At 57.1% G+C, this 26582-nt stretch carries 20 protein-coding genes; 5 read left to right on the top strand and 15 right to left on the bottom strand.

Annotated features, from left to right (window positions below; all coding sequences use genetic code 11):
- Position 1: 1 nt before the first annotated feature.
- The 12 genes from Pan97_RS19735 to Pan97_RS19680 form a co-directional block, all read right to left on the bottom strand.
- Entirely contained in the window at positions 2–1276 is a 1275-nt protein-coding gene (locus Pan97_RS19735) for a glutamate-5-semialdehyde dehydrogenase (protein WP_144975592.1), read from the bottom strand.
- A 153-nt stretch (positions 1277–1429) separates the two neighbouring features.
- Positions 1430–2347 carry a dihydropteroate synthase gene (folP, locus tag Pan97_RS19730; protein WP_241676321.1) on the bottom strand — a complete coding sequence of 306 codons (918 nt, stop codon included), beginning with the start codon at positions 2345–2347 and terminating at the stop codon, positions 1430–1432.
- A gap of 44 nt (positions 2348–2391) precedes the next feature.
- The gene (gene lptE / locus Pan97_RS19725; RefSeq protein ID WP_144975590.1) at positions 2392–2943 is read right to left on the bottom strand and encodes an LPS assembly lipoprotein LptE; all 552 of its coding nucleotides are present in this window, start codon (positions 2941–2943) and stop codon (positions 2392–2394) included.
- Between the two features lie 23 nt (positions 2944–2966).
- Complete coding sequence (locus Pan97_RS19720; protein WP_144975588.1) at positions 2967–4253, bottom strand: tetratricopeptide repeat protein; 1287 nt, start codon at positions 4251–4253, stop codon at positions 2967–2969.
- Positions 4254–4292: 39 nt separating this feature from the next.
- Positions 4293–5045: a DNA repair protein RecO gene (gene recO, locus Pan97_RS19715; protein ID WP_144975586.1), complete on the bottom strand. Its 753-nt coding sequence runs from the start codon at positions 5043–5045 to the stop codon at positions 4293–4295.
- Positions 5046–5099: 54 nt separating this feature from the next.
- Positions 5100–6395: a hemolysin family protein gene (locus Pan97_RS19710; protein WP_144975584.1), complete on the bottom strand. Its 1296-nt coding sequence runs from the start codon at positions 6393–6395 to the stop codon at positions 5100–5102.
- Between the two features lie 3 nt (positions 6396–6398).
- Positions 6399–6881 carry an rRNA maturation RNase YbeY gene (gene ybeY, locus Pan97_RS19705; RefSeq protein ID WP_144975582.1) on the bottom strand — a complete coding sequence of 161 codons (483 nt, stop codon included), beginning with the start codon at positions 6879–6881 and terminating at the stop codon, positions 6399–6401.
- A 10-nt stretch (positions 6882–6891) separates the two neighbouring features.
- Positions 6892–9177 (bottom strand): HD family phosphohydrolase, encoded by a 2286-nt coding sequence (locus Pan97_RS19700; RefSeq protein WP_144975580.1) that lies wholly within the window; start codon positions 9175–9177, stop codon positions 6892–6894.
- A gap of 3 nt (positions 9178–9180) precedes the next feature.
- A complete protein-coding gene (locus Pan97_RS19695) occupies positions 9181–10143 on the bottom strand; it encodes a PhoH family protein (RefSeq protein ID WP_144975577.1) in 963 nt (320 codons plus the stop codon).
- Positions 10144–10327: 184 nt separating this feature from the next.
- Entirely contained in the window at positions 10328–11245 is a 918-nt protein-coding gene (locus Pan97_RS19690; RefSeq protein ID WP_144975575.1) for a phosphatidate cytidylyltransferase, read from the bottom strand.
- Positions 11227–12021 (bottom strand): isoprenyl transferase, encoded by a 795-nt coding sequence (locus Pan97_RS19685; protein ID WP_144975573.1) that lies wholly within the window; start codon positions 12019–12021, stop codon positions 11227–11229. Before Pan97_RS19685 ends, Pan97_RS19690 begins: the two co-directional genes overlap by 19 nt.
- A gap of 103 nt (positions 12022–12124) precedes the next feature.
- Entirely contained in the window at positions 12125–13435 is a 1311-nt protein-coding gene (locus tag Pan97_RS19680; RefSeq protein WP_174819551.1) for an adenylosuccinate synthase, read from the bottom strand.
- 225 nt (positions 13436–13660) lie between these two features.
- Between Pan97_RS19680 and Pan97_RS19675 the strand changes: the two genes are divergently transcribed.
- The 3 genes from Pan97_RS19675 (at position 13661) to Pan97_RS19665 (ending at position 20084) form a co-directional block, all read left to right on the top strand.
- Positions 13661–15265, top strand: a complete 1605-nt coding sequence (locus Pan97_RS19675; protein WP_144975571.1) for a C25 family cysteine peptidase — start codon at positions 13661–13663, stop codon at positions 15263–15265.
- A 221-nt stretch (positions 15266–15486) separates the two neighbouring features.
- The gene (locus Pan97_RS19670; RefSeq protein ID WP_144975569.1) at positions 15487–18582 is read left to right on the top strand and encodes a PSD1 and planctomycete cytochrome C domain-containing protein; all 3096 of its coding nucleotides are present in this window, start codon (positions 15487–15489) and stop codon (positions 18580–18582) included.
- Between the two features lie 38 nt (positions 18583–18620).
- The gene (locus Pan97_RS19665; protein ID WP_144975567.1) at positions 18621–20084 is read left to right on the top strand and encodes a DUF1501 domain-containing protein; all 1464 of its coding nucleotides are present in this window, start codon (positions 18621–18623) and stop codon (positions 20082–20084) included.
- Between the two features lie 176 nt (positions 20085–20260).
- Here the strand turns inward: Pan97_RS19665 and Pan97_RS19660 are convergent, their stop codons facing one another.
- Both Pan97_RS19660 and Pan97_RS19655 read right to left on the bottom strand, forming a co-directional pair.
- Positions 20261–21544, bottom strand: coding sequence for a coiled-coil domain-containing protein (locus Pan97_RS19660; protein WP_144975565.1), 1284 nt, complete (start codon positions 21542–21544; stop codon positions 20261–20263).
- Between the two features lie 385 nt (positions 21545–21929).
- Positions 21930–22703, bottom strand: coding sequence for a VOC family protein (locus tag Pan97_RS19655; RefSeq protein ID WP_144975563.1), 774 nt, complete (start codon positions 22701–22703; stop codon positions 21930–21932).
- Between the two features lie 202 nt (positions 22704–22905).
- Here Pan97_RS19655 and Pan97_RS19650 point away from each other — a divergent pair, with 202 nt between their 5' ends.
- On the top strand, positions 22906–23400 hold the full coding sequence (locus Pan97_RS19650; RefSeq protein ID WP_144975561.1) for an FKBP-type peptidyl-prolyl cis-trans isomerase: 495 nt from the start codon (positions 22906–22908) through the stop codon (positions 23398–23400).
- A gap of 119 nt (positions 23401–23519) precedes the next feature.
- A complete protein-coding gene (locus Pan97_RS19645; protein ID WP_144975559.1) occupies positions 23520–25361 on the top strand; it encodes a UbiD family decarboxylase in 1842 nt (613 codons plus the stop codon).
- Between the two features lie 64 nt (positions 25362–25425).
- Here Pan97_RS19645 and Pan97_RS19640 read toward each other — a convergent pair whose 3' ends face one another.
- Positions 25426–26577, bottom strand: coding sequence for an FG-GAP repeat domain-containing protein (locus Pan97_RS19640; protein WP_144975557.1), 1152 nt, complete (start codon positions 26575–26577; stop codon positions 25426–25428).
- Positions 26578–26582: the final 5 nt, after the last annotated feature.

The following is a 26582-nucleotide window of genomic DNA, read 5'->3' as shown; positions in this document are numbered from 1 at the left end:
TTTACTTCCGAACGTGACCTTCTCCCATGACGATGTATTTGTAGCTGGTCAATGCTTCGATCCCGCAAGGGCCGCGTGCGTGGAACTTGTCGGTACTGATACCGATTTCCGCTCCCAGGCCGAACTCGCCGCCGTCGTTGAAGCGGGTACTCGCGTTGATCATCACGGCCGAACTATCGATCTGGGCCGAGAATTTGCGGCTGGCTGCCAGGTTCTCGGTGACGATCGATTCGGTGTGCTTCGAACTGTACTTGTTGATGTGGGCAATTGCCTCGTCGATGTTATCGACAACCTTCACCGAAATGACGGGGCCCAGGTATTCGGCACCAAAGTCCTCTTCGGTTGCCTGTTTGGCCGTTGGCACGATAGAGCACGTCGCGTCGTCCCCACGCATCTCGACCCCTTCTTTTGAGAACGCTTCGGCGATCAGCGGAAGGAACTTGCCAGCGACATCCTTGTGCACCACTAACGATTCGGCGGCATTGCAGACGCCATAGCGATGGCACTTGCTGTTGACGGTGATTTGTATGGCCATGTCGAGGTCGGCTGCCTCATCAATGTACACATGGCAGTTGCCTGCGAAGTGCTTAATGACCGGCATCGTGGCTTCTGCACTGACGCGGCGGATGAGACCTTCCCCTCCGCGAGGAATGGCGACGTCGATGGTTTGGTTCAGTTTCAGGAAATGGCCCACTGCTGCGCGGTCGGTGGTCGAGACCAATTGCAACGCATCGGCGGGAATGCCGAACTCGGCTGCTTGTTCTTGCAGGATGCTGACGATGGCCTGTGAGGAATGCATCGCTTCCTTGCCACCGCGAAGGATCACGGCATTGCCACTCTTCACGCAAATGGCGGCGGCGTCGGCGGTGACGTTGGGTCGTGACTCGTAAATAAAGAACACGACTCCCAGCGGGACGCGAATCTTTTGAATGGCTAAACCATTGGGACGAACGGACGACTCGATCGTGGCCCCGATCGGATCGGGGAACATGGCGATCTCTTCCAGGGCCGCGGCAATGCCTTCAACGCGATCCTTGGTCAGGCGGAGCCGATCGATCTGGGCGTCTGTCAGGCCATACTGCGGTGCGTTGGCGATATCTTTGTCATTCGCCTCGGCGATGCTCTCAAAGCTATTTCGCAGGGCAGCAGCGGAAGCACGCAGCCAGTCGTTCTTTGCCTGACCCGATACGGTGCCCAGGATACGCGATGCGGCCTGTGCTTTTTCAGCCGTTTCCTTGCAATAGGTGTCTAAGTCGAGATCGTCAACAATCGCCATTATTCCAACCTTGAGAAACATTTCGTCCAACTTCGGATTATCCCTGGAATGGGACACCGGGTCAATGCGAAAGGTTCACGCGGATAGCGACGCGGCGTAGACATAACTCTATTAAGTGAAGCGAGTTGCGTCGACGTCAGCTCAGGGCGTCTATTAGACTTCGGGCAATTCTCGGGGGATACAATCGACGCCGCCAGTGGCGACGAACGCATCCAAGGCTTGCTTGTTGGCTTTCACGTCATGCACGCGGATGATCTGAATGCCCAGACGTGCGAGCGTGAGGGTTGAGCCGACCGTTGCCAACGTGCGGTCCATGTCTTTGTCGCCGAGAATCTTGGCCAGGAAACCTTTCCGCGAATGCCCTACCAGAATCGGACAGTTCAACGCGTGGAATTCGTCGCACTGGGCCATTAGGTCCAGGTTATGCTGGTGCGTCTTGCCAAATCCGATGCCTGGGTCGAGACAGATCTTCGCACGCTCGATCCCGGCGTATCTCAGTTGGCGGTACCGATCCTGCAGGTAATCGAAGATATCGAGCACGACGTCGTCGTACTCGGGGGCGTCCTGCATCGTTTGCGGGTTGCCTTGCATGTGCATCGCACAGATGCCCGCTCCTGTTTCTACCGCTAGGGGAATCATCTCCGGATCGGCTTGCAGGCCGCTGACGTCGTTGATGATCTCGGCCCCGGCCGCGATCGCTTCCTTGGCGACCAATGCCTTGGTGGTATCGATCGAGATTGGAATTCGCAGCGACTCGGCTAATGACTCGAGGACGGGAAGAACGCGTTGAAGTTCTTCCTGGGCAGATACGGGATCTGAGTAGGGACGAGTGCTTTCTCCGCCTATGTCGAGGATGTCCGCGCCTTCCGCTTCCATTTGCAGGGCTCGGTCGATGGCGGCGTGCTTGTCGACCCACTGGCCACCATCCGAAAAGCTATCCGGCGTGACATTCAGGATTCCCATCAGCTTGGGATTTCGGTCGAATCGCAACGTGCGTGTGCGAAGCTGCCACGTGAGGGCGCGGTGAGGATAGCGTTGCGCTAAAGTCGTACTGTGGGGGGTGGATCTCATCCCCAAATCTTAGCATATGCCCGCGCGGCGACGTATCCCAAGTTTCACCAGGGGGTCTGCATGTGGCGAACCACTTCTCGGGCAAACTGATCGATCGCGTCTTGCTGAGCGGTCACCATCGACTGACCTGGTTCCGGGTAAAGAACGCCGGTGGCGGTGATCGTCTCGCTCATCAAAACAGGCGCAAGCGAGAGTGTACCAGGCTGCCGAACGAGTTGGCCTCGTTGGTCGATCCACTCGTAGTGAATCTGGAAGTTCTCTTGCAGAATGCGCGGATCATCCAAGGTGTTTTGTCCCTGGACGAGCTTGTTCTCGGTCACCAGGCTTCCTCGCAGAACACTATCGGCCGATTGAGCATCGGTGACTTTGTACGGCGTGGTCGCTTCGATTTCCTTGATCACCGCTTCAGTGATGCGTTCGCCCAGTTCACGACGATAGGTAAGCGACGTAAAGATGGGGACATGCACCGTGCGGATGTCGGGGCGATAGAGACTACGATTACCAATCTGGTAATGAACGCAGCCGAACTGACCAGCCGTTACCAACAGGATGGCGGCCAGTAAAAGGGATCGGTTGGGTGTCCGCGAATCTCGCATCAAATTTAATCGCCTTACTGAACCTAGCGACTTTCCGTTTCGTCATCCGGGCGGGTGGCGATGTTTTCGATCGGCGTCTGCGAAGGTATCGGCAAGTCCTTCTTGCGTTCCAGCCAGCTGTACAGGAACTCGCCGGGAGGTGTAGGAGAAGCAGGGCGTCCCTTGATCTCGTCGATTCGCTTCTTGGCCGCTTCCGCCATGTTGGAAGTGGGGAACTTCTCGATCACCTGCGAGTAGTAGTGGTAGGCACCTTGATACTCGCGGCGGCCATCGTAGAACGCGGCTTTCTGCCAAAGTCGTTCGGCCTGAGCAGCGCGAATATCGAAGTCGAGCTTCTCGATGACCTTCATGTTCTCTTGTGTCTTGTCCGGGAACTGACGCTTGATGCGGGTCAGCAGCTTTTCGGCTTCTTCCAGTGGTTTGCCGTCGTACTCGGGACCTTGGTAGACCTTCAGTTTGGTCACCACGCCCAAGTAATGAGCGGTGAACTGGTGTTCGCTGGTCGGGAAGTTTTCACGCAAGTCGGTATAGAAGCGATCGGCTGATTCAAAGTTGCCTTCGCGGAAGTGGGCATTGGCGGCGGCCAGGGTTGCATCGTCCGCCAGATCGCCGGTTGGATCGTCCAAGCGAATCAAATCAAACAGCTTGATCGCGTTGCCGAAACGATCGAACAACGGCAATTGTTCATCAGTTAAGTTGGGCTGAATGGCCCACGAGCGTTCCTTGGAATGGCGATCGAGCCAATATCGAGCGAGCTTGAAGCGTCGCGCCCCAACCGCATCCAGGTGCTTCGAGTTCTGATACTTCTTGACGAGTTGGTCGTACTGTTTGGTCGCCTCGGGGTAGTTATCGAGAAAGAAGTAGCATTCGCCGGAGTACATCAACGAGTCTTCTTCGATGGTCGAATCGGGAGCATAGACAGCGGCCCGCTTGAAGAGTCCGGCGGCCTCGTTCAGCTTCGAGCTGCGATCTTTCCCCTGGGCGGCCATGCCTTGTTCGTAGAGGGCTTCGGCCTGGGTGAAGAGCTTCTTGGCGAGTGCCTTATTTTCCGAATTGTTGCCGGTCACCTCTAAGGTCTTGGCACCCACGCCGGTCGGATCCCACCACGAATTGCCAGAGGCACTCTCCGCTTCTGGGGATTGGCCGCGCTGGACCCCTTCTTCTTCGTAGCTGACTTGCGAAACCTCGCCGCCGGAGGGATTGAAAACGGTCGGCGGTGGAACTGGATCGCGCTGGCCGAAGTTCATGCAGCCGATAGAGGACGCAGTCGACAAAATGCCGAGGGTGACGATCGTGGTGGTTTTCATCATCGAGGACTTCCTTGCCCTATGCGTGGTCCAACCCAAGTCTCAGATCGAAAGAATCTGCAGGTATTCTCGCAATCTGGGTGTCTTACCCAGGGTGTGGCTGAGGTATCTGTTGACGAGTGCCCGGACCTCCATGGCCAGACGCGAGGGAATTTCCGTACGCTTCCATCGCTCGTCTTCTGCGGCATAAATCGATAAGAGCTGTAGCGTTTCCACGGCCACGTCAATGACCTGACGGTGCCCGCTCCGGGCTCTTCTTGACAGTACACCACCGGCGAGCAGTCCAAAAGGAGTACGTCCACGCTCGGCAATCGGTTCTCCTGTTTCAACGCAATGCGTCAATTCAGGCAATTGACCAAGGTGGCGGAGCAACATCATCTCGAACCGCAACACCAAAGGAGCAACGGCCTCGAACTGGTTCAGCTGCGAAAGGATCTCGTCGGCCAAATGAAACAATTCCGGATGGGGATCGGAGTGGTCCGTCAACTGTGCTAGTAACTCGGCCAGGTAATAGCCGGCGTACAGATGTTCGGTGCTCTTTTGCCCCGCGCGAAATCGTCGTTCGACCTTCGCTTCGGTCAGCAAGTCCAGGCTGTCGCTTTTTTTGTGGAGGAAGACTATTCGACTTACGGTCAAAACGTCAAGAGCAGACTCGAATGGGCTCTTGGGACGCTTGCATCCCTTGGCTAGTGCCGTGATTTTGCCGAAATCCTCGGTAAATAGCGTCGCGATACAGGATGTCTCGCTGAAGTCGACGGTTCGAATGACGATTGCTAGCGATTTTTCCGCCGACATAAGATGAGGGATTTCCGATGGGAACTTCGATAGCTTGGCGAAAAAACGCGCTAGCTACGCTGGCTGAGCCTTATTCTGCTTCGAGCGAATCAGCCGCAACTGGTGAATTCGGCGCCGATCGGAAGCAACGACCTGGATCGAAACGTCCCCGACTTGCAACTGTTCGCCGGGCTTGGGGATGCGTTTCATCTCGTGGATCACCAGACCGCCGATCGTATCGTAGTCGTCTTCTTCGGGAAGTTCCATGCCCAGGATCTCGTTGATGTCCTCAACGTGGGCCTTGCCGGTCACGTCCGCCTCTTCATCCGAGATCTGGATGATTCCGTTGTCCGCTTCATCGATATCATGCTCGTCGACAATCTCGCCGACGATCTCTTCCAGAACGTCCTCGATCGTGACCAGACCGGTCACGGCGTGATACTCGTCAACAACCAGGGCCAGGTGCGTTCGCTTGCGCAGGAAGTATTTCAGCAGTTCGCTGACCGTCATGCTCTGCGGGACATGGATGACCGGCCGAGCCAGATCCAATAGGGACTTGCGGGTTGATTCAGGACGGGCAAGTTCCGGCAGCAGGTCCTTCACGTAAAGCAGCCCGGCGAAGTTATCGCGGCTGCCATCCCATATTGGGATACGCGTGCGGCCGGTCTTCGAGATGAACTCGACGATCTCCCACCAGGGGGTCGTCGCCGCAAGCGAGTCGATTTCGCTGCGAGGCGTCATGATGCTGACCGTTTCCGTATCGTCGAGGTCCATCACCCCTTCGATCATTTCCCGGGCATCTTCTTCGATGTGACCTTCGCGGATCGCCTCGGTCACAATCGTGCGGATCTCTTCTTCAAACTCTTCTTCCTCATCCGGCGGCTCGTCAACGATGCCTGCGGCCCGCTTCATGACGCCGCCGAGGAAATCAACGCCGTACGTCACCGGGTAAAGGATGATGCTAACGGTCGACCAGATGGGCCAGGTGTAATAAATGAAAGGTGGTCCGAAGTGTTCGGCCACGGCCCAGGGGAGCCACACCATGGTTACCATTAAAACCAAGGTCACTCCGGCAACGTCACCAATAAAGGTGAATGTGTCGAGGAGTGATCCTTGGCGAAAGCCCAGCAGCCAGGCTTGGGTAGAAATCAGGAAGATCGCCAGGCTCAGCACTTGCAGGGCCTGAGCCGCCAAGGCTGCGATTTCGTGGTGCTCGTGAATGGTACTGAAAAGTCGCGGGCGATCGCGCTTCTCGCAGTACTCTTCCAGATCGTGCCAGAGCATGTCCGGCAGAATGGTCGCGGCGATGGAAGACAGGATCAAAACCAGCCAGCTGCATGTCGCTAGCCAGACGAAAAGCGTCGGTCCCATCGCCTAGGTTGCTCCTTGACTTGGGCGACTGGCCGCCGGCGACTCGCCTGCGTACTCGATGCCCAACTTGCTGAGATAGTGCTTTTCCAACTGCCGCATTTCCTGGCGGTCAGTATCTTCGTGATCGTCGTAGCCAGCCAGGTGCAAACAGCCATGCACGACGTATAGCGTCATTTCTTCCCCTGTCTTCCAGCCGTGTTCCCGCGCTTCCGCGGCGGCGTACTCGGCACTAAGCATGATCTCGCCCGACAAAAAGTCATCGGACTGATCCATGGGAAAGGTAATGACGTCGGTTGGGTAGTCGTGCTGAAGAAATCGAACGTTGCAGTCGTGAATCTCGGCGTTGTCAACCACCGCGATACCGACTTCGCCCCGAGGATAGCCTTCGCCGGAGAAGACTGCCCGGACGGCTTGTTCAAAGAGATCCTGCGGAACAGGATGTTCTGTTTGGCGATTGGAAAGGTTTATTTCGTAGTCCGAGGACATCGGTCTCGCTTTATGCAGGCTGCGAACTGGGGTACTTCACACGACCATGATAGACCGCCGTGAGACTCTTGGTGACGCTTGATTGTATTTGACGCAGTTCGCGGAGCGTCAGGCCACATTCGTCGAATTGCCCGTCCAGCAGGCGCTTCATCGAGAGCTCTTCCACCAGGGCTTCAATGCGGGAAGCGGTTGGTTCGACCAGCGTACGGCAAGCGCTTTCGACGGCGTCGCAAATCATCAGGACGGCCGCCTCTTTGGTTTGTGGTTTGGGGCCGGGATAGCGGTAGATCGTTTCATCGACTTCGCGCTCGTCCGGGTTGGCTTCCACTTTGGCGCTTGCCACGCGATAGAAATACTCAACCAGCGTGGTGCCGTGGTGTTGTTCGATGAAGTCGATGATGGCCCGCGGCAACCGGTTTTGACGCGCCAGGTCGGCACCGTCTTTTACGTGGGCAATAATCACCAGCGTACTGATCGCCGGATTCAAACCTTCGTGGCGATTGTCGGAAGCATTCTGATTCTCGACGAAGTACTCCGGCTTCATCATCTTGCCGATGTCATGGAAGTAAGCACCGACACGCACCAACAGGCCATTCGCCCCAATCGAATCAGCCGCGGACTCGGCAATCGAGGCGACCGTGATCGAGTGGTTATAAGTGCCTGGTGCACGCTGGGCGAGCTTCTGCAGCAGCGGATGAGCCGCATCGCCCAGTTCCAGCAGGCTGATATCGGTCAGGATTCCATAGGCTTTTTCGACAAACGGCAAGAGGCCAGTCATCAGGAAGCCGGCACCCACGGCATACACGCCCTGCCAGGCAGCCGCTTGAAGCAGCGCCACGGTGGCAGGCTGCCCTGAAACGATGCTCACGCCATACTTGGTGGTGAAGGCCACCACGCCCGCCCAGAGACCGACGAAGATCAGCTTGTTGCGACTGCGAATCCGGCTCATCGACAACGTCGCGGCACTGCACGTGGCCGTAATCGTTACGAAAGCAACCAGGCTGGTACCACTGGTCAACACAATCGCCAAGCTGACGCACGCGGTGACCAGCAGCGCGAATTCCTGACGATAGACGATCGAAACGGTCATCGCCAGAATCATCGCCGGGATAAGCTCGGCCTGCCAGCGATCGTCAAACCAATAGCCCAGCGCGATCGTCGCACAGGTCGGGACCAGAAACAACAGATACTCGTTCAAATCCTTCAAAATGCTGGGGCATTTGAAAACGAGGTAAATCGCACACAGCGCCCCCAGGGCGTAATACATGCCCAGGATGGCCAGCGAGTAGATCGTCTTGGAAAAGAAGCTGCGTTGATCGATGTAGGCCCGATGCTCGGCGTGCAGAAGTTCGATGCCGGTAGCGTCCAGAGGTTCGCCCGGTAGAACGACAGCATCCTTAGTTGAGTAAATATGCATCACCGGTTCGACTGCCGCGATGGCGTCTTCGCGTTCTTTCGTCGTCGCGACTCTGTCGAAGACAAGCGTACCGGGCAGGTTCTTATCGACCCAGTAGTCGACTGCTTCGACCAGGAAGCTGATGTCTTCCCCTTTAGCCAGGCTGTCCAATTCGATTTTCAGGTTTTTACGGATGCTCTCGAAGACCTGGGCCTTCAACACATCGTTCTGCGAGATGATCTGTTTGTTGTCCTGCGGGCCAGACGTCACAACGATGATACTAGCTGCTTGCCCTTGCTTGAGTTCGAGCTGTTCAGGCGACATGATGCCGCGGGAAGCGAATGGTTTGAGTGCGTTGGCAATACTTTGTTCGAACGCGTTGAGCATGTTCTCGCGTGCGAATAGGGCCTTGAGCTTTTGGAACTGTTCTTCCCGCTCCATGGGACCTACCGGAGCGACTTCGTCATCAGCGATCGGAAAGAACTCGTTCCACAGCCGCTCGACTTCCACGTCGAACTGCTTGGCCGTGGTCAGCTGAACGATGATCGATTGCAAGCGGGCTCGCAGTTGGTCGAGCCGAGCCGGTTCGTTCTTGTAGACCGACTTCGCTTCGTTCTCGGCGTCCCGTTCCGCTTTGGCGGTCGCCAGGGGATCGAGCACCGAGAACTGCACACGCGGGTGGATTTCGGACGGAGGGACGTAGCCGGGGCGGTACTGCATCGGCGGGTTCCAGGCACCGGTGACCAACCACAGTGCGATCGCCGCGAACAAAGCGCAGGCCAGATAAAGCAGCTTGTCGGGATGCGACAGCTCGGAGATGAAACGCCTGAAAGTTCCGGGAGGAAGCTCTAAGGACGCGACATGTTTCGCACGTTTTTTCGTCTTACCTGGCTGCGCCATGTTTTAGTTGCCTTCGCCAGCGGGCTCGCTTTTCGAGTCCGTTTCGTAGGCATCCACAATCTTTTGAACCAGCGGATGACGCTGGATATCTGCATTGGTTAACTCGACGCGAGCAATACCATCGATATTGCGGAGGCGATAAAGGGCATCGGTGAGACCGCTTCGCACGCGAGGCGGCAAGTCATTTTGTGTCGTATCACCACTGATGACCATTCGCGAATCCTTGCCCATGCGGGTCAGGAACATCTTCATCTGCGCGGTGGTCGTGTTTTGTGCTTCGTCCAAAATAATGAAGGCGTTCTTCAAGGTCCGCCCTCGCATGAACGCGAGCGGAACGACTTCAATCACATCGGTTGCCATGTACTGCGTGATGAGATTCGGCTCCATCATCTCGGTGAGCGAATCCAACATCGGACGCAGGTAGGGGTTGATCTTCTCATACAACGTACCAGGAAGAAACCCAAGCTGCTCGCCAGCTTCGACCGCTGGGCGAACTAACACAATCTTCCCAATTCGGTTTTCCAGCAGTGCTTCGACCGCCATGGCGACGGCCAGGTAGGTTTTACCGGTACCGGCCGGGCCCAGCGCGAAAACCATGCTATGGCTACGAATCGCTTCCACATACGCGACCTGTCCCGGCGTGCGCGGTCTGACCCCGTTACCTTTCTGAAAGGTCGAAATAGGGATCGTCTTGCGAGGGATCGAATCGCCATTGGCGTCCGATAGGGCCTCGTCCAGGTCTTCGGAGAACAGGGCACCATTTCGTTCCAGGCGATGCCGCAGCTCTTCGACGACTTTCATCGCTTTGACGACGTTTCGCTCTTCTCCCGAAATGCTGACCCGCTCGTCACGATGCGTGATGGTGACGTTCAACGAATCGCGGATTCGCCTGAGGTGTTGATCGCGGCTGCCGAATAGTTGGAGGACCGATGCGTGGTCCAAAAATTTGATCGTCGCTTCGTACATCGATTGGGCAATACCTATTGCCTTATCCTGGGAAGGAAGAATTCCTATGTCAAAATATAGACAATGTTTCGGGCATGGGAATCGTTATTATGCCCCGGCAGATTGTAACTCGTTACTCGGTTTGAGTTTAGATATTTGTTAGGAATCGTGCTGGGTCGTGTTGAGTTTGCGTATTTTGCTTAACTTAACGGCCTGGGCCGACAATACCGAATTCCCAACACAAAAGAGCCATCGGGGCGCCCAGCAGTAGCGAGTCGAGTACATCCAACACGCCACCCAGGCCAATGAGCCATTTGCTGGAATCTTTGGTTTCCATGTCGCGCTTGAACATCGATTCGGCCAAGTCTCCCAGCATTCCCGCCGGGGAAACAAGCAAGGCGAAGATCAACCAACCGAAAGGAATCGATGCGACCGGGCCGCCCAACATCCACGGACCGATCCATTGGAACATCAGGTAGCTTCCCAGGCACGACGCGGCGAGTCCGCCGAGGGTACCTTCCAGCGTCTTGCCGGGAGATAGCCTGGGGACAAGTTTCGTGCGTCCGAAGTTCGAACCAATAAAGTAGGCCCCGGTATCCGAGATCTTCACGACGACAATCATCGATAGCAGTGCCAACATACCGTAAGCGTTACCGTCTTCGGTCCCTTGCTGTACGAGCCGTAGGCGAACGACAAAGCTCAGCAGGCCGCCTACATAAAAGACCGAGAAAATCGTCAGGCCTAGGTGAATCATCGACTGGCCCGGTTTTTCGTAGCGGCGCATTTCTCCCAGGATCGAAAGCACCACACCGAAGGCCAGCGCGTACAGCGTTGCTTCGGCCTGATCGGTTTGTGAGGGCACGCTACGCGACGGCCACCAAATGGGCAGGCTCGCGGCCGCGATCACGATGAACGTACCCAGGTGACACGACCAACCGATGGGACGTAGTTGCTTGGCCCGCAGCAGGTCGAGGACTTCTTCCGCGGCCAACACGCCCAGCACAAGAACCAACGGCAGAAGCCAGATGCCGGGGCGGCCAAAGTTGTAGTAGTAGTCGAGCCAACAAAGTCCGCACAGGGGCACAAGTATGGCAATCGCTCCAATCAATCGCCACTTGAGCACGCGTCAACTCCTGAAGGACCTTGGTTGGTCAAGCCGCCGAAGCGGCGATCGCGCGAGGCAAAGTTTTCGATGGCGTCTCGCAGAGTCTCTTCGCGGAACTCCGGCCAGCAAAGGTCGGTGACCCACAGTTCGGAATAACTTACCTGCCAGAGCAGGAAGTTGCTGATCCGCATTTCGCCAGCCGTGCGAATCATTAGATCGGGGTCTGGCATTCCGCTTGTATACAGATGCTCGGCAATCGTTTCTTCGGTGATGTCTTCGGCCTGGAGACGTCCCGCTTTCACTCCTTCGGCAATGCACCGCACCGCATCGACCATCTCGGCGCGGCCGCCGTAGTTGATCGCCAGGCAGAGCGTGGTGCCGGTGTTGGCGGCGCTCAGTTCGATGGTTTTGTCCATCTCGCGCTGTACCTGATCGGGGATGCCGTCGCGGCGACCAATGATCTTGACGCGGACGTTCTGCTTCATGATCGTGGCACGCTCTTCGATCATGTACTGCTCGAGCAGATGCATCAGAAAGTCGAGTTCGTGCTGGGGACGCTTCCAATTTTCGCTGGAAAGACAGTAGAGCGTGAGTTGGTCGATCTTCAGCCGGGCACACTCTTCGACGGTCGCGCGAACCGAATGAACGCCGCGGCGATGCCCTTCGATACGGGGCAGCCCTTGCCGCTGGGCCCACCGACCATTGCCATCCATGATCACGGCGATGTGCTTGGGGAATCGCTCGCGGGGAATGTCTTCGATCGGATGTCGCGCTGTCGTAGCCGTTTTTGACACGTCGCTAAATTGGGCCAAGGGGTCGAAATGTGGGGACGTTCAACGATTCCCTATTATGACGCGTCCCTCGGATGCATTTCAACGCGGGATTGGCGGATAAAACTTACGTCGTCGCCAGTTTCAACACGTCAGACGTGAAGATCGTTTGCTTGCGATCGGGGCCGACCGAGACCACACCAACCGGGAATCCGACCAGTTCTTCCACGCGGCGGATATAAGCCAGGGCGTTTTCCGGAAGATCGTCCAGCGAGCGAGCGCCGGTGATTTCTTCCTTCCAGCCAGGAAGCGTTTCGTAGACCGGCTTCACCTGGCGGATGTCGTCGACGTGCGAAGGGAAACGGGTGATCTGCTCGCCATCGAGTTCGTAGGCCACGCAGATTTTCAGTTCGTCGAAGGTCGACAGAACGTCCAGCATCATGAGCGACAAAACGTCGATCCCGCTGATGCGGGCCGTATAGCGAACGGCAACCGCATCGAACCAGCCGGTGCGGCGGGGGCGACCGGTGGTGGTGCCGTATTCGTTGCCACGCTGGCGAATTTTCTCGCCGGTTTCATCGTGCAGTTCCGTCGGGAACGGGCCGCCACCAACACGCGTGCTATAGGCTTTGGCAACCCCGATGACCTGATCGATGTGCTTGGCGGGCACGCCGGCCCCGGCCGAAGCACCCACGCCAGAGCTATTGCTGCTGGTAACGAACGGATAGGTGCCGTGGTCGACGTCCAACAGAGCGCCCTGGGCGCCTTCGAACAGGATGGTCTTATGATCGTCGACCGCATTCAGCAGAAGGTCGGTTGAATCGCACACGAACGGACGTAGCCGCTCGGCATAGGCGGCGAATTCTTCGTAGATCTTCGCGGCGTCGAGCGGCTCGAACTGGCCGTCTTCGTACATGCTGGCGATCGTGCGATTCTTCTTTTCGCAGATCATGAAGACTTTGTCTTTAAAATTCGGACGCATCATATCGCCCAGGCGAATCGCGTAGCTGCGTCCCACTTTGTCGCGATAGCACGGGCCAATGCCGCGGAGCGTGGTGCCGATGTTTTCACCGTCGGCGGTCCCTTGGTTCATCGCGCGATCTTCGGCGATGTGCCACGGGAAGATGATATGCGAGCGGTCGCTGAGGCGCAAATTGTCGATCGTCACGCCGCGATCGGTCAGGCCGTCCATCTCGCCGAGTAGGATTGGTGGGTTGATCACCACGCCAGCCGTAATGACGTTTAATACGTCACTGCGGAGGATACCACTGGGAATATGGTGCAGCTTGTAGACGTTTTCGCCGTCAACCACGGTATGGCCGGCGTTCGCACCACCCAAAAATCGGGCCACGATATCGTGTTGCTGGGTCAAAAGATCGACGAGTTTCCCTTTGGCCTCGTCACCCCACTGCAAACCAATAACACACGAACCTGCCACGAACCTTCTCCAGTGATAGCAATCAATTCAAGACGAACCCAACTAGTGTAGCGCGAACCGGGGGAGTCGGTCAACGAGGCGGAAGTGCGGTGTGGCGCCATTCTGGGGGAATTCGGCTTCATTCTCACGGGGCAAATCGATACACTCCCAATGTCGGGTATTTTCCGGCCACATGGGCAAAAGTGCTCATTTTCATCATAAATCACCTTTCCCGATCGTTTCGCGATGACTTCGATTCTTGTTCTGGCACTCTTGATGGCCGCGCCGGAAGCCTCCCCAAGCGAGGGCTTCGACACGCTGGTCGTGTGTCCCGAGGCCTACGTCGCGGCGATGCGCCCCTGGTTCGAGTACCGGATGCAGCAGGGGTATCGCATTGGCGTGGTGACCGACGTCACTTCCAAAGAGAAGATACGCAGTACTATTCACGAAGCGGCCAAGAGTGGCCCCCTGACGCAGGTTCTGCTGGTCGGAGACGTCGTGGCTGACAAGTCAGGCGGCGTGGGCATTCCGGTGCATTACCAGAAAGCGGTGGTGAACGTCCACTTTGGGTCCGAGCCGGAGATCCCGACCGACAATTACTATGCCGATCTCGATGACGATCAGATCCCTGACTTGGCGGTCGGGCGGTTTTCGGTCGGCAGTGAAGAAGAACTGAAAACGATCGTGGCCAAGACGATCGACTATGAATCGAAGCTTCCGCCAGGCGACTGGCAGCGGCGTCTGCACTTCGTAGCTGGCGTCGGGGGCTTTGGTTCCGCCGTCGATACGATGATGGAAACGGTTACCAAGAAGTTTCTCACTGACGAAATTCCACCCCATTTCGAGGCCATCGTCGCCCAGGGAAGCTGGCGCAGTATCTACTGCCCGGACCCGCGCGAGTTCCGCGACGAAGTCGTCCGGCAACTCAACGATGGGGGGCTTTTCTGGGTTTACATGGGGCATGGGCATGTCGAAACGCTCGACTACATCCGCGTTCCGAACGACGCCTACCCGATTTTGACCAACAAGGACGTCGCCGCGCTGCGGAACGAAACGTCGAGCCCGATCGCGATCTTTCTGTCGTGCTATACCGGGGCGTTCGATGCCCCGCGCGATTGCCTGGCTGAAAAGCTCCTTCGGCAAAAAGGGGGCCCGGTCGCTGTATTTGCCGGGTCGCGCGTCACCATGCCGTACGCGATGAGCGTCATGGGGACCGAAATGCTGCAGCAGTATTTTGATGAACGGCAGCCGACGCTGGGGCAGCTGCTTTTAAACGCGAAGCGCGAGGCCATGCGGCAAGGCGGAAAATCGGGTAATCGTAAGATGCTCGATACGATGGCTGCGTTGGTGAGCCCCAAGCCGGGGCTGCTGCGGGAAGAACGACTCGAGCACATGGCCTTGTTCAACTTGCTAGGAGATCCACTGCTGAAGCTTCCCCACGCATCGCCGGTGGAGGTCTCGGCACCGGAGGTCGCTCATCCCGGCTCATCGATCGAAGTCGTCGGCAAGACGGTGCTACCAGGGAAAGTTCGCGTGGAACTCGTTTGCCGCCGCGATGGGTGCGTGGCGCAACTTTCCAAGCGGGCAACCTACCAGGCGCTTCACGAAGATCTCGCCCAGTACACCAAGACCTATCAGTCGGCCAACGACCGGCTGTGGCAGGCCGTCGAAGCCCAACAGTCAGACGGTCAATTTCACACGCGGATCGAGATTCCTGAAAGCTGCCACGGGCCATGCCACGTGCGGGTATGGGTGGAAGGATCGTCGCAAGTTGGTCTGGGGTCTCAAGATATCGCCATTCAGCCGCTACAGATTGCCGAAGGAAACTCCGACGGGCAAATCGGGGAATAGTTGCTCTTTTTTTACTGCTTAATGCTCGGTTTTTTTGCCTTGTAATAGGCTTTCGCGTATTTCTGCCACCGAAACTCTTGATAGGTGGTGTAGAATGAAGGTACAGTGAATTGCAAATCGGGCACAGACCGCCCAATTTGTACACGGGCAAGTCGTTATCACGCGTAATAACTTGTCTTCCCGCCTGAACTTTCACTCCTTCGCTAGAACCGGACGTTCTCATGATCTCGCTGCAACTCACGCGTATCTCGCGGAAGATGCTTTTCGGTGCCGCGTTGGCCTTCTTGGCATTTGCTCCCCAGGTTGGCTGGGCAGAAGAGTCTGCGGAAATCGACTTCAACCGCGATATTCGCCCATTGCTATCTGATCGCTGCTATGCCTGCCACGGACCGGACGAAAACCATCGCGAAGGGGGAATCCGTTTCGATGTCGCGGAAAGCGTGCTGGGGGAAGCCGACTCGGGCATGATCGCCATCGTGCCTGGTAAGCCAGACGAGAGCGAAATGATCGCACGCATCCTCAGCGATGACGAGTCGTTGAAGATGCCGCCGCCGGACTCCAACAAAAGCCTCAGCACCGAAGAAATCGCCAAGCTCAAGCAGTGGGTCGCCGAAGGAGCCAAGTTCCAGGGGCATTGGTCCTTCGAGGCTCCCAAGAAGACCGATCCACCCCAGGTCGATTTCGCCGATTGGAACCAGCGAGAGATCGATCAGTTCCTGGGTGCCCGGCTGAAGAAGGAGGGGCTCAAACCAAGTGAACCGGCCGATAAGTTGACGCTGATTCGCCGAGTGACCTTCACGCTGACCGGCCTTCCACCCACGCCGGAAGAGGTCGAAGCGTTCTTGAAAGACGAATCGTCCGATGCCTACGAGAAGGTTGTCGATCGCTTGTTGGCATCGCCTCATTATGGCGAACACATGGCTCGCTATTGGTTAGACGCGGCCCGTTATGCGGATACGCACGGTTTACACTTGGACAACTACCGCGAGATGTGGATGTATCGCGACTGGGTGATTCAGGCCCTCAACGACAACAAGCCGTACGACGTCTTTCTGACCGAACAACTCGCCGGCGACTTGCTGCCCAATCCATCGTGGGAACAGAAGGTCGCCTCCGGCTTCAATCGCTGCAACGTGACGACCAACGAAGGGGGCTCGATCACGGCGGAAGTGAAAATGCGAAACGTCAACGATCGGGTCGTCACGACCGGCACCGTCTTCATGGGGCTCACCATGGAATGCACGCGCTGCCACGATCACAAGTACGATCCGCTGAAGCTAAAAGACTTCTACTCGATGTATGGGTTCTTTAACAGCATCGATGGAAGCCCAATGGATGGTAACCGAAAGGACCACGCTCCGACCGTTTACTCTAAAGAAGCGACCCAGCAACTGGCCCAACTCGACCAGCAGATCGGTCAGAAGCGGGAAGAAATCAAAGCGACGCTCGCCAAGATCGAATACCAAGACCCAGGCCCCGGCGTCGATACCCCCGAGATCCAGCCGGAAGAAGTCGTTTGGATCGAAGACGGCATCCCCGGCAAAGCCACCGTCAGCGGCGATTACAACTGGGTGACCAAGCCGGAACCGGTGTTCAGTGGCGAGAAGGCCTCCAAGCGAACGGTTACCGGAAACGATCAGGTTTACTTCAATGGATCGGATCAGCCGTTCACCGTCTACAAAGGGGACGTCCTCTTCGGGTACGTCTATCTCGATCCGAAGAATCCTCCCAAGGAAGTGATGTTCCAATGGAATGATGGGGACTGGGATCAACGAGCCTTCTGGGGTGAAGACCTCATTCCCTTCGGCAACACCGGCCAGACCAAGCATCGCCTCGGCGATTTGCCGGAGGCCGGCAAGTGGGTCCGTCTTGAGGTGCCGATCGAAAAGGTCGGCCTGAAGGAAGGGAGCAAAGTCAACGGTTGGGCCTTCACCCAGTGGGACGGCACCGTTTACTGGGACAAAGCTGGTTACGTCACCAAGCACGGCAAGCAGCCGCAGTTCAAGTCGCTTCAGGCCTGGACCGAGTTCGCCGCCAAGTCGCCGGCGTCGCTCAATCCAGAAAACAAACAGGTCACCGAGATCCTGAAAAAGGAGGCGGATAAACGCAATGAAGGCGAAGCGAAAGCACTCCGCAATTACTTCCTCGAATTCGTCTGCCAAGACACGCAAGAGACTTTCAACAAGCTGCGTGGCGAACTGAAGGCCATGACCGACAAGCAGGCCGATTTGAAGAAGAACGCACCGACGACGCTCGTCTACAAAGAAGCCGCCAAGCCGGTTCCCGCGCATATCTTGATTCGGGGCGAATACGATCAAATCGGGGAAGAAGTCCCACGCGACGTGCCGGCCTTCTTGCCGCCAATGACCGAAGAAATGCCCAAAGATCGCCTAGGCCTGGCGATGTGGCTGTTGGATCCGAGTCACCCACTAACGGCCCGGGTGGCCGTGAATCGCTATTGGCAGCACGTCTTTGGCGGAGGCCTGGTGAAGACCTCTGAAGACTTCGGTTCCCAGGGAAGCGTGCCCAGCCATCCTCAGCTTTTGGATAACCTGGCGATCGAGTTCCGCGAGAACGGTTGGGATATCAAGCAACTGATGAAACGAATGGTGATGACCTCGGCCTATCGCCAGTCGTCCACGCTCACGCCCGAGCTTTTGAAGAAGGATCCCGAGAATCGCCTGCTGGCTCGCGGCCCACGCTATCGGCTGGATGCCGAGTCGCTCCGTGATCAGGCGTTGGCGTTCAGCGGACTTCTGGTCGAAACGATCGGCGGTCCTTCGGTAAAACCACCGCAGCCTGATGGCCTTTGGAAGGCGGTCGGTTATTCCGGTAGCAACACGGTGCAGTTCAAAGCAGACGAAGGTCACGAAAAAGTGCATCGTCGCACGCTGTACACGTTCATCAAGCGGACCGCTTTGGCTCCGCAGATGAGCACATTCGATGCCCCTAATCGCGAGTCGTGCACCGTTCGCCGCGAACGAACCAATACGCCGCTACAGGCCTTGCTGCTGATGAACGATCCGCAGTATGTCGAAGCCGCAGTCGCCATGGCTCAGCGCGTGATGGACGAAGGGGGTTCCGACCCGGTTGCCAAGGTGAACTTCCTGGTGACGCTTTGTTTGTTGAATCGGGATAACGAAGTTCAAAAGAAAGAACTCGAGTCGTTGTATTTCGATAGTCTCACCTATTTCCAGAAAAACCCGGAAGCCGCCGGCAAGTTGGTCGGCAAAGACGAGACCCCAGCGGAATTAGCGGCCTGGGCGATTGTCTGCAACACGCTGCTCAATCTCGACGAAGTCGTCATCCAACGCTAGTTCATCCCACGGTAAGTAACGCATCAAGGACCAATTCGATGGATCCTCGCAACGACTATATTCAAGCGATCACGCGTCGGCACTTCTTCCAGAAGGGTGCCCTGGGGCTGGGTGCCGCGGCGCTGGCCTCAATGACCGATCTACCGGCCCAGGCCGCCAAATTGCCCAGTTCCGGCATCGGCGGACTGCCCAACCTGCCCCACTTTGCCCCGAAGGCGAAACGGGCGATCTACCTGTTCATGGCTGGGGCTCCCTGCCAGATGGACTTGTTCGACTACAAGCCGCAGATGAACGAGTGGTACGACAAGGACCTGCCGGAATCGGTCCGCCAGGGACAGCGTCTCACGACGATGACCTCCGGTCAGAAGCGTTTCCCAATCGCTCCGTCGAAGTTCAAGTTTTCCCCCTACGGTGAAAACGGGACGATGATCAGCGAGCTGCTGCCCTACCACGGGAAGATGGTCGACGACATCGCGATCGTAAAGTCGCTCCATACCGAAGCGATCAACCACGACCCAGCCATCACCTATATCTGCACCGGGAACCAACTTCCCGGACGGCCCAGCTTGGGCTCGTGGCTGAGCTATGGCCTAGGTTCGATGAACGAAAACCTGCCGACCTTCGTCGTGATGACCCCGAACTGGAGCGGTCGTCAGCAAGCCCAGGCACTCTACAACCGCTTGTGGGGAGCTGGCTTTCTGCCTTCGAAGCATTCGGCCGTCACGCTGCGAAAGTCAGGCGATCCGATCCTGTTTCTCTCGAACCCCGAGGGGATTGATAGCTCGCTCCGCCGCCGGATGCTCGACAGCGTTTCCAAGATCAATCAAGAGACCTACCGGCTTTCCGGCGATCCAGAAACGCAATCGCGAATCTCGCAGTACGAGATGGCGTTCCGCATGCAGTCCTCGGTACCGGAACTGGTCGACCTGAAGCAGGAATCGCAAGCGACGCTCGATATGTATGGCCCGGAGGTCACCAAGCCGGGAACATTTGCCGCGAGTTGCTTGCTCGCCCGGCGCATGGTCGAGCGGGACGTTCGCTTCGTGCAGATCTTCCATCGTGGTTGGGATCAGCATGGCAACGTTGCTCGAGATCTTCCGGCTCAAGCCAAAGACGTCGATCAAGCGGCGTGGGCTCTGATTCAAGACTTGAAGATGCGCGGCATGTTGGACGACACGCTGGTCGTCTGGGGTGGCGAGTTCGGCCGAACCATTTACAGCCAAGGCGGCCTGTCGAAAGAGAACTACGGCCGCGATCATCATCCGCGTTGCTTTACCGTCTGGATGGCTGGCGGCGGCGTGAAGCCTGGCGTGGTGCATGGCGAAACGGACGACTTCAGCTACAACATCGTGAAGGATCCGGTCCACATCGCGGACTTGAACGCGACAATCCTGCACTGCCTGGGGATCGATCATCGCAAGCTTTCGATTCCGTTCCAGGGACTCGATGTCCGTCTAACCGGGGTTGAAGAGCGACACCCGGTCAAAGAGTTGCTGCTGTAGCCGCTTGATCGAAAGTTGCTTCCGATCGAAGCCGCCGACGATTTTCCTTTTTTTGGTCATTCACTCGCCAGAGAAGAGGAGAGCCACGGTTTGCCACGGGAGCAAGCGAATGTCCAATTGTTTGCCACGGTTCGTCGGCGGCTGGGGCAGGCAAGGGGGCGATAGCACCCGCCGAGCTATTTAGCCCGGCTGATGTACACGGGAATCTTCAGCTCTGGTCGCGAAGATTCGATCATCTCTTTGGCACGATCCTTCGCATTGACCAGCTTGCTGTCTTCGGAAGGAGCCGTGATCTGGCGAAACTGCGTTGCCAGTTGTTCGACCGCTGGCTGCATCAAAACGATCTCGGCCAGTTGCGATCGCAGGTCGCTCGAGCTACCCAGGACCGAAACCATCGTCTTGTTCAGGCCGGTCACCAGGTCGATGTTTTCGACCAAAGCAGGGACGCAATCGTCCAGGCGGACTACCTGATCTTCGATGTGATCGATCTTGTGCAGGTTCTCTTGAGCCAGAGCGATCTTTTCTTCCTGCGAGTTCAGGAAGTTCACCAGCCAGGCCAGTTCGTCCATGTTCTTATTGGCCGAAGTGGTCTGCTTTCGCACGTCTTTGATGCGCGTGTTCAGACGGATTGCCTGGTACGACAGTTCGGTGGCGGCGTCCAACGTGTCGGCCAGCTTCTGCACCTGCAAGTCCATCGATTTCTGCTCGTCCAGGATCGACTGCATGTTGGCCAGAACCAGGTTCGACTGTTCGGTATCTATCGCCAACTGCTGCACGCGGCTCTGGTTGTGGGCCAGCGAATCGATCGCACGGTCGGTGGCGTCCGACTGGGCAGCCAGATCACAGATCGCATTCTGTAGTTTCCAGTGTGAATCGACCGTGGCAGTCAGTTCCGGCATCAGGCACTGCTGGTTGATCAGCTGCTGTTGGACCATCTCCATCGAAGCCAGCGAGTCCTTCGCTTGGTGGATGTCGGCTCCGCTACGGACCAGTCGGGCGGCCAGCGATTCCAGCTCGTCGACGCGCTGCTGAGCGGCGGTCAGCTTCAAGTTGGCTTTGTCGAGGTCCGTTTGCAGGTTGTTCAGCTTCGAGGCCGTCGCTTCGGCCGTGGTCAACTTGGCCGACAGGCGAGCGATTTCGTCATGCAGGCGATCCGAACGCTGGACGGTCTGGCCTGCTTTGTAGAGCATGCTGCTCTGATCTTCCAGGCGTGCCAGAAGCGAGTTGGTTCGCTGTGTGGCATCGTTGAATCCGGTCAGCTGATTGAGCGGGTGATGGGTCGCTTTGACTTCTTTTTCAACTTTGGCGAGTTGCTTGACCAGGTCTTGCTGCAGCCAGAACTGGGTGACCGCGACACCCAGGGTGATTCCTAAAACGAGACAGAAACTGCCGATGATCCCTGGGTTCCGCATCGCCCAGCCGTAATCGGTATCATCCAAATAATGATCATTAATAGGCATATGTATCTCCTCCGTGTTTGATTGGCAACGTCCGTGCTCCTCGTGAGCACTAATGTTATCGAAACGTACACCGTCTCCGGAAAAGTCATCCATCAGCGATTCCCAAAGGTTTACTAGCACCCGGTACCCATCACCCAAATAACCCACACAGCCCGACCGTTGTGTTAAGAGGTAGTCCAACTCTTTACCTAGAGCTTAAACTTCGCTGCTTCTCGTGGGTGGAAGCGTCGTAATCGGCTTAGAAAGAACATTCGCCAAGCTTTACGTGATCATTTTTTGATCACCTTTGGCGTATCTCATTGAGTCGATGTTCTGTTTGTCACTTTTGATAAAGTGTTAAGAAATAGATATGCAAATTATTGTAACAACTTAGGCTCAAAAGAGCTCACCGCTCAACAAGAATTACGCTACGCCCGTCCGGATCCTTGACGATCGCTTGAATGCCCCAGTCAAACTCCTTTGGTTCGCTCGTGATCTTCATGTCGGAGGCGATCAACAGCTGCATGACCCGGTGGATGTCGGAAACGTTCAGTCCCACGCTGGTGAACGTGTCGACTTGTTCCGGTGACTTCGCCGGGTAAATCTCCATGACGAAACGATTGGTTTCGCTGGCCCAGTGAATGGGGCCCTTGCCGTGCTGCTCTTGGGTGAAGGGCAGCCCCAACGCTTGATAGAATCGCACCGTCGCGTCCGGATCACTGGACCGCAAGACGATTAAGTTCAGTCGCGCATGACTGGTGGCCAGGCTCGGCATCGCGTCTAGGACAGCGTTCAGCAGGGCCGGAGAAACATCGTGCGGCCCTGTCTCGGTCAGCTTCAAAAGCGCGTCTTCCAAAGCGAGCCCTTTGACCTGGGCGATCGCGGCCGCGGCGATGATCGGGGATCGACTCATCCCGGCGCTACACGCAATGACCGTCGGATAGTGTGCCTCGATCAACTTGGCAACCGTTTCAATGCAGGCCTGAAGCAGGTATCCGGGGTTGCCGGTACCATCGACAATCGGAAAACGGCAATAGAGGATATCGCGGGGAAACGTGATGGGAGTTTCTTCGATCGCCAGGTCGATCACAGCCGTCACCCCGGGAGCCAAGGTCGAACGAATATCACGTGCTTGGCGCGCGTTGGCGATCCAAAGCTTGCCAGGAATGATTTCACGCATAACAGCCCGAGACCTTTCTCAACGGTTTCATCCGTACAGTTGTCGGAAGTGTGATAAACGCCTGCGTCGAACGCTAATTCTTTTCTACATAACCAGTTAGTTTCCCCCAAGCCGAGATTGAGCCTATTCCTTTCGCACAGTATGCTGAAACTATCGCCCCTACGATATGTTTAGCCCAATGGGCATTGCCTGGGATGAATCGATGAAAGTTGCCAAGAACACGGTCGTTTCCATTACCTACACTTTGAAAGATTCCGAAGGGAATCTGATCGATGCGGCCGATGCTTCGGATCCGCTCGCCTATTTGCATGGCGTAGGGAATCTGATTCCAGGAATGGAAAAGGCACTCGACGACCGCGACTCCGGCGAGACGTTTCAAGTCGTTATACCACCGGAAGAAGGCTACGGTAAGTTCGACGAAGAACTGATCTGGGAACTCGAAAAAGAACAGTTCGCCGAACTGGGCGAAGTTGAAGAAGGGACGCAGTTCGTACTCGAAACCGAGGACGATCAGGTCCTGGTTACCGTGGTCGACATCAAAGAGGACGTCGTCATTGTCGACGGCAACCATGAACTGGCCGACGAAACGCTCTACTTCGACATCACCGTCGTCGACGTTCGCGATGCGACGCCGGAAGAGCTAGAGCACGGCCACGCGCACGGCCCAGGTAGCGCATACGATCACGATCATGGTTAATGATGGGCTAAGGTGCCTTGTTGCGAAGTCGACTGCATGGCGGTAACCTCCTGGGGTTGCCACTGCTAGTGTGCAGCCCCCAGTAGGTCAGAAGCAACTCAAGCACACCATCACGAATTATGGGCTATCGAACTCTCCGAGCCTGCGTCGACGATCTGCGTCGTACAGACCATTTGCTAGTGGTCGAAGACGTCGTCGACGCACACCTTGAAATCGCCGAGATCCAGCGCCGCGTCTACGCCAACGGTGGCCCGGCCGTGCTGTTTGCCAATGTGAAGGACTGCCGCTTCCCAATGGTTGGCAATCTGTTTGGATCGCTCGAGCGGGCTCGCTTCATCTTTCGAGATACGCTGGAAACGGTGAAGCGGTTGATCGAACTGAAGATCGATCCGAACCAACTGCTGAAGTCACCGCTACGGTACGCTTACGCTCCACTGGGCGCGATTTCGATGCTTCCCAAAAAGGTCCGCAGCGGGCCCATCTTTCAAAACGAAATCAAGCTGACTGACTTGCCCAAGCTGGTCTCTTGGCCGGATGATGGCGGACCGTATGTGACGCTTCCCCAGGTATACACCGAGGACCAGCGCGTCGGCGGGCTGAACCATTCCAACCTGGGCATGTACCGCGTGCAGATCGCCGGCAATGAGTACGATCCCGTCGAGGAAGTCGGGCTGCATTATCAGATTCATCGCGGCATCGGCGTGCACCATGCCGCGGCGATCGCTAAGGGAGAGCCGCTGCGGGTAAACATCTTCGTCGGCGGAAATCCGGCCATGACGCTGGCCGCCGTGATGCCGCTGCCCGAGGGGCTTTCCGAACTCGGCTTCGCCGGAGCACTCGCCGGTCACCGCATTCCCATGGCCACCACGCGTAGCAAGCTACCCATCTACGCCGAAGCCGACTTCTGCATCAGCGGGACGATTCATGCCGGCGAAGAAAAGCCTGAGGGGCCATTCGGCGATCACCTCGGCTATTACAGCTTGAAGCATCTTTTCCCCACGATGCGGGTCGACAAGGTTTACCACCGCGACGGTGCCATCTGGCCGTTCACCGTCGTTGGCAGACCTCCCCAGGAAGATACCACCTTCGGCGAGTTGATTCACGAAATCACCGGGCCGGTCATTCCCACGGTGCTACCCGGCGTGAAGGAAGTGCACGCCGTCGATGCGTCTGGCGTCCATCCACTTTTGCTGGCAATCGGCAGCGAGCGCTACGTCCCGTATGAAGAGCGTCGTCGCCCCAAAGAACTGATGACGCAGGCTTCGGCCATCCTTGGCCAGGGGCAGATGTCCTTGGCGAAGTACTTGTTCATCGCCGCCGAACAAGACGACCCCAGCTTGAACCTGCACGAGATCTGCCCGTTCCTGCTGCATGTGCTGCGGCGAGTCGATTGGCGGCGCGATATTCATTTCCTGACCGAGACCACCATCGATACGCTCGACTATTCCAGCGGCCAGTTCAATCACGGCTCGAAAGCGATCATCGCCGCGGTTGGCCCGCCCATCCGCGAACTGCCGACCGAAGTCCCCGGCGATCTGACGCTACCCGATGGTTTCCACACGCCCAAGGTCGCCATGCCCGGCGTGCTGGTTGTGGGTGGGCCGAAGTATCAGGCCGCTCTTCAACTGGCGGAGCCAGCCATCGAACGATTCACGTCGATCTATTCAGCTAGCGACACCATCAACCAGTTCCCACTGGTGATCGTCGCCGACGAAAGCGAGTTCACCGCGCAGACGCTTAACAACCTTCTGTGGGTCACGTTCACCCGCAGCAACCCCGCCGCCGACGTCCACGGCATCGCCAGCAGCACCGTGCAAAAACACTGGGGCTGCGAAGGCTCGCTGGTCATCGATGCCCGCCTGAAACCCTGGAACGCGCCGCCATTAATCGAAGACGCTGCGGTAACCGCAAAGGTCGACACACTGGCGGCAAAAGGTGGCCCGCTGGCACAGTACCTCTAGAACAGTATCTCTAACTCATGTCCCCTCTCCACCGTCTGCGAGGGAGAGGGGACAAGATAGAGACTTAACCCTTCAGCGGATTGAATAGAATCTGCGTTCCATCCTTACCTGGCACGACAATATCAATATCGCCGTCGCCGTCGATGTCTGCCGTGCGAATCTGTAGCCCGATGCCGACTTCGCCTCGGTTGATGGTGTGGCGGGTAAAGTTGCCCTTGTCGTCCCACGTGTAGTAGTTCAGCACCGGCGGTTCTTTGCCGCCTGGGTCGTTGCCGTTGTGGGCTCGGACGCGTTTGCCGGTCACCAGGTCGTCTTTGCCGTCTCCATCCAGGTCGGCCAGGTGCAAGCAATGGGCCTGGCTGAAGGTGTCGTCGATCATCTTCTGCTCGAAGGTCAGCTTACCCTCCTTGTCGGTGCCGCTGGCAATCCAAGCCCAAAGACCGAAGCCGTGCGCTTTGCTGGCGATGATGTCGTTCTTGCCGTCGCCGTTCACATCGGTTACCAGCATGGGGCAGGGGAGGTGATCGCTCCAATCTTCGTGGAAGGTCCACGCGCTCGACCAGGGACCACCCTCAGGACCTTCGTACCAGCCTTGGCCGACGAGAATGTCGACGCGGCCGTCGTTGTTGATGTCGCCGACGCCAATGCCGTGACCGTTGCGATCGCCGATCTTGAACGAGGTTAACTGCGGTTCGCCCTTGTCGTTCTTGGTGAAGCGGCAAGCGAGCAAAGGATTCTTGGCGTTCCACTGGTTGGTGACCCATTCGTCGACGCCGTCTCCGTCCAGGTCGACCATCACGGTGGCTTCGTTGGTGGTCAGCTTGGTGTCGATCAGGTTGTGCTCTTTCCAGAGGTAGCCTTGCAGGTTGGCAGGCGCGCCTGGGTTTTCATACCAGTTCACTTTGCCCTGAAAGAAGTCGCCGGCAATCACGTCCATTTTGCCGTCGCCGTTTACGTCGCGCGCGAAATCGCCATTGGAGTGGACATACCCGTTGGCATCTTCAAAAAAGCGAACCGGCCGTGGCAGCCAGTCGCCGTTGCGATACCAGTTGCGGCCAGCGATCACGTCGAGCTTACCGTCGCCATCGAAGTCGGCGACGTCGCATCCTTCGTTGGCATCGACGCTGAGCACCTTGACGGTGAAGTTTTCGGGAGCCGCGGCAGCAGCCACATAGGGCAGGGCAAATAGTAGCGAGAGACTCAGCAGGCTACGCATGGTTG

The organism is Bremerella volcania (assembly GCF_007748115.1).
In the GTDB taxonomy this organism is placed as follows: Bacteria; Planctomycetota; Planctomycetia; order Pirellulales; family Pirellulaceae; genus Bremerella; species Bremerella volcania.
This window is presented reverse-complemented; position numbering and strand designations above follow the sequence as displayed.